The sequence below is a fragment of the Acinetobacter sp. NIPH 284 genome (genome assembly GCF_000369425.1).
GTDB lineage: Bacteria > Pseudomonadota > Gammaproteobacteria > Pseudomonadales > Moraxellaceae > Acinetobacter.
This window is the reverse complement of the sequence record NZ_KB850014.1, coordinates 1-4,411: the sequence shown is the minus strand read 5'-3', so window position 1 is coordinate 4,411 and position 4,411 is coordinate 1. Positions and strand designations below refer to the sequence as shown.

Here is a 4,411-nt window from a genome sequence, read left to right as displayed (position 1 = left end):
AAATTAAGCTCTAAACGCTTATCTCCGGTTTCCGTATTTTCTTTATCTCGGTGTTCAATCCAAACAACTCGGTATTGATCAGGTTTAAGACCAGGGAACAGTGTTTTTTCAAATGCAGCCATTATGTTTTTTTTCTTTGCATCTGATAGATCATCTTCAAAAAATGATAAGCACCCTGCCGTATATTTTTTTACGTAAGGCGAGCTGTCGATCAGTTCTGCAACTTCATCTAAATCCCCAGATAATAATTTTGCATGTTCTCTGTCTAAATTTTTTCCAAGAAAATAACCTATTGGGCCACTAGATTTGCCCCGTCCTCTTTTAAAAAACTCCACAATCATTGGACTGACTCCTTAAGCTTTTTCAAGGTTTCATCAATACCTATCAAGAGGTGGAGTAACTTCACAGCTTCAAACGGTTCTTCTCTCGCAATATTTGTATTTATGGCTTTTGAAATTTGATTGATGTTCGTACCGATTCGACTTAATTCAAGAATGAAATCTCGATCAAGTTTTGAATATGTACTCGTATGTACATCTTCTTGTTTAACAGCTTTTAAAGCTGACTCTCTCAATAGCTTAGCTACAGAGTTATAAGGATTTTTATCTTCTAAAAGTTTGAACTCTGAATCGAACAAAGTAACTTTCACAACTTTGGTTCGAACTGGTCTCTTCTTTTCAAACTGAATTTCGTGTTTATATTCTTTTGCCATAGGCACCTCATTCTGGTTCTAGGCGGTTGGGGGTTTCGGGGGGCTTGTCCCCCTGAACAAGGTCACGATAGGTATACTTTTTGAAAGTGCGTAGCACTAAAAAAAGTACCTATTGTGTATCCTTGCTCCTCATTTATCGCATGGACTATTTTAATATAGTTTTTAAAATAATTTATGCTTAGGTAAATTTTTGGTTTATTTAAATGCAACTCTGATTTTTATTATTTTTAAAACTAGAAAAAAGGAATTATTCAAATAACAATATAAATCAAAAGTTGGCATGAATCATCTAAAAACAATGTTCTTAATCTGCTCTAATCTCCCCACCGTTCTTCGCTTTGCTCATCACGGGTGGTGAGCTAGAGCAGATTTTCGGTAATATTCACCCTACCTTCGCCAATTTTTAAAAATTAGCTCAGATATTTGAATATTACTGATGCATCACGGTATGGAGCCGCTGTCGCTTTCAAATCAGTACAAAGTGAGATGCGCCCAGATCACTTCGCAAGAGAGTACTTATAGAGCTGAATCTCTACCCTGCACACGCCTTTCTCTCTCATTGGCTTGTTATCTCGGTGAGGGGATTACCCAACGTACCACTTAAACAATCGACCAACTTATTCCCTGCGTCCCCTCAATAGTGCAATACATCAGATTTGAGAGCGGTATAAACCTTTAGCCTTTGATGCCTGCCGTCGCTTGTCCACCTGCACACCAAAGCCACGAAAGACTAAGCCGACATATAAAAAAGTCGCACTTACTAACTTAATCTTTTGTACAGACGTAGTGAGCGAACCAAAAAATGGTTTAAATGATGGACTTAAATACGATTAACGAAATTTTTTTACATTTTGGGTCTTGTGTCACTGATCAAACTCTTTAGAATAGAGCTTGGTTGTTACATAAGCCTTTGTGTGAATATCAGTACGAGCGTCAACTCTGCTGATCTTTCGTTAAACGATGTTGCAAGCATCATTTAACTGTAACGCCATCGAATTTAAGTCAAAAGCCCTTGTGAAAACAAGGGCTTTTGCATTTCAGTTACAGAAAAGTGCGTTTTTATTGATTTTTTTCGGACTCAGAAATAGTTGAATCTATTTTTTCCTTAATAGCCTCATCAACTTTTCTTCTAATTTCTTCTTCAGATAGCGCATTTACATTAATTTCAATCTTTTCAATATGTACACTCCTTGTTCCCATATCGTCTTTCTGTAGTTGAAGAAGTAGGAGCGTATACTCAATTATATCTTTGACTGATACATCACTAAGACAGCTTAATATATAGTCTGAAAATGGACTATCAAAAGCCATTCCATTATCCGCTGGATTAACAGCCAATCGGACTGAGCATCCATCTGGAGCAGGAGGAAGTATTAGCCCATTTATATTTGATATTCTTATTTCTACCATTACTAGATAACATCCTTTAAGTTAATAAAAATTATATACTTAATATATTTAATATATCGGTTAATCAAATGCGAAACTTACTTCTACTTTTTCCAATTACACTCTTTTCATTTCAGCCTATCTTTGCACAAAGCAATATAGGAACGATGACAGTTTATGAAAATGGAACGTCTAAAACTGTTCAATATGATAATACTTACCCTCAATGTTTTACTTATAGTGTCTTTATCACAAGGACTATAAGTCACTATAAAAGTGCTTATCTCGGAAGAATGTCATTAAAGAAAGCTGATGAGAATGTGTCTAGAACTGCCTTAAACAGTATACAAACTGTTATAGATAAGGACTTACCATTACCTTTTAGCTATCAATCATTGATGAAAGAAGCCAGTTTAATTAAGAGTCAAATTTTTAGTAAAAAAGAAGTTTCAGAAAGATTCATGGATATTCATAAAGAATGTTCTGAAAGCTTAAGTAAAAACCCACTAATGAATAACAGTAACTATGATAAAGCTATAGATTATTCAAAGGGCGAAGATAAAATTCCCTCAAAATAGAGTAATAATCCAGACAGCTGTTTGAATTATTACTTTTACGCTGATTGAACTGTCAAAATGGGCTTGGAGAGTCATAGCCACGATCACTCTTACTTGCATGTTCTTGCGCTCGTTGCAACTCTCTGCGCTGATCAAGTTTATCTAGAGCCGAGAAGATATTTGCTGGATTAATCCCTCTAAATTCTGTTGATATTGCTCTACTGAACTCAGTTTTTCGATCAATGGCTCGGTCAGGGGATTCAATTGGCTTTTGATCTCGTCCTCCACCATCTGCGGCAAGATGTGCTCTATTATCGTCTTTGCTAAATCCTCGATGCTCAAGCCAGTCACTAACTGCTCTAAATGGCTCTGTAATCGCTGTTTTAAGCTGTTCTCCAAGTTTTGCAATAAATCGGCTGATAAAGTCGGATTCTGTAGCTGGTGGATGATCTTTACCATCTCGTCTCGCTGATCTATCAGATGATTGCAGTGCTGCGTAAGTTCGTTGTTGTATTTCTCTAATTCTTCTATTGTTCTGTTCTGTGCCTGAATAAGCTGTAAGGCTTGCTCTAACTGCTTCTGTTGTTCTTTGAGCTGCTGTTGATGCTGTTCGATAATCTGCAATAATTGTGCTTCGAGATTCATTCAATTGGTTTCCTGTACTACTGCGAATTTGTTGTTGTAAAGCTTCTCCACTGTCGGATCTATTTGAACGCACCAACGCCAGTCCTTCTCGTCCCCACACTTCCGAATATTCAGACTCCCCCCTTCGGATTTCAGATACTCGACTTTGTTCTCCATCGCTGTGATGTCGCTGTATTTGCTTTTGCTGACGTAACCGAGACATATACTCGATATAAGCAAAGTAAGTGCTATCAAAGCTAGGACTATATTCGATGAAAAAAGGGCTTTTTTCAGCTTCGCTTGCTCTGCTGTTGCTTGGCTCAATCCGCTCAATGTCTGCAAGTCCGCATTCATGCTCTTTATTTGCGCCTTTAAGCTCTCCTGCAGGGCTTTGGTATCCTTGCTCAAGTTCTCCCCCATTGTATTTATATTCGCTTGTATGCTCGTTTTCTTGCCCTGTAAGTTGTCTTGTAAGCTTTTCTGAGTCTGTTCTATCTCTTGTTCCAAATCGTTCGAGATGATACCGACTCTTTGATTCACAAAGTTTTCCGTATCTTTCAATGCTGTTTGCATATCTGCTATCAGCTTCTTGTCTATATCGTTCTGATGCTGCTCTCTTAAGATCTTCGCTTTGTTCAGAATGTCGGAAGTTCTGCTCATAAAACTCACCTCTGAGAGGGATTGGTTTGCCCTCTGGATTATTCGGATTTTTTACTGATATTTGATTCTTCGTAATACGGGTGATTTCTAAACCAATGCGAGTCATCCATTCCTTAAGACTTTCACGATCACTGACTAGCCCGTCAGTAATTGCCAAAGCAACTTCTGTATTCATCGCACTAATAAAATCTTTTTTGTCCTGCGGTAAGTCCTTTGCAATTTTTATTGATCGCCGATTAATAGGATCATCAGGGTCAAAAAGTTGATATTTGTGATTAACAATCGTTTTAAAATCATCGACTCGATTCAAATCGGCTTTAGCAAAGAAAGGCTGTAACCGTTTCCCTGTGCTAATTTCTACATTCGGAATTAAAAAATTAAGCTCTAAACGCTTATCTCCGGTTTCCGTATTTTCTTTATCTCGGTGTTCAATCCAAACAACTCGGTATTGATCAGGTTTAAGACCAGG

At 37.5% G+C, this 4,411-nt stretch carries 4 protein-coding genes and 1 pseudogene; 1 reads left to right on the top strand and 4 read right to left on the bottom strand.

Translation table 11 applies throughout. From position 1 onward, the window contains the following. From F908_RS14570 to F908_RS14560, 3 genes and pseudogenes are all read right to left on the bottom strand, one after another. Positions 1-341 (bottom strand): annotated as a pseudogene (locus F908_RS14570) (hypothetical protein); the annotation flags it as partial. After that, on the bottom strand, positions 338-712 hold the full coding sequence (gene mobC, locus F908_RS14565; RefSeq protein ID WP_005163993.1) for a plasmid mobilization relaxosome protein MobC: 375 nt from the start codon (positions 710-712) through the stop codon (positions 338-340). The gene mobC and the pseudogene F908_RS14570, both read right to left, overlap by 4 nt. A 1,059-nt stretch (positions 713-1,771) precedes the next feature. Beyond that, the gene (locus F908_RS14560; protein ID WP_005163990.1) at positions 1,772-2,122 is read right to left on the bottom strand and encodes a hypothetical protein; all 351 of its coding nucleotides are present in this window, start codon (positions 2,120-2,122) and stop codon (positions 1,772-1,774) included. A gap of 68 nt (positions 2,123-2,190) precedes the next feature. Between F908_RS14560 and F908_RS14555 the strand changes: the two genes are divergently transcribed. After that, positions 2,191-2,679, top strand: a complete 489-nt coding sequence (locus F908_RS14555; RefSeq protein WP_005163987.1) for a hypothetical protein — start codon at positions 2,191-2,193, stop codon at positions 2,677-2,679. Positions 2,680-2,731: 52 nt separating this feature from the next. Here the strand turns inward: F908_RS14555 and F908_RS14550 are convergent. Beyond that, positions 2,732-4,411, bottom strand: a 1,680-nt coding sequence (locus F908_RS14550; protein ID WP_005163986.1) for a relaxase family protein, incomplete at its 5' end; no start/stop codon positions are given.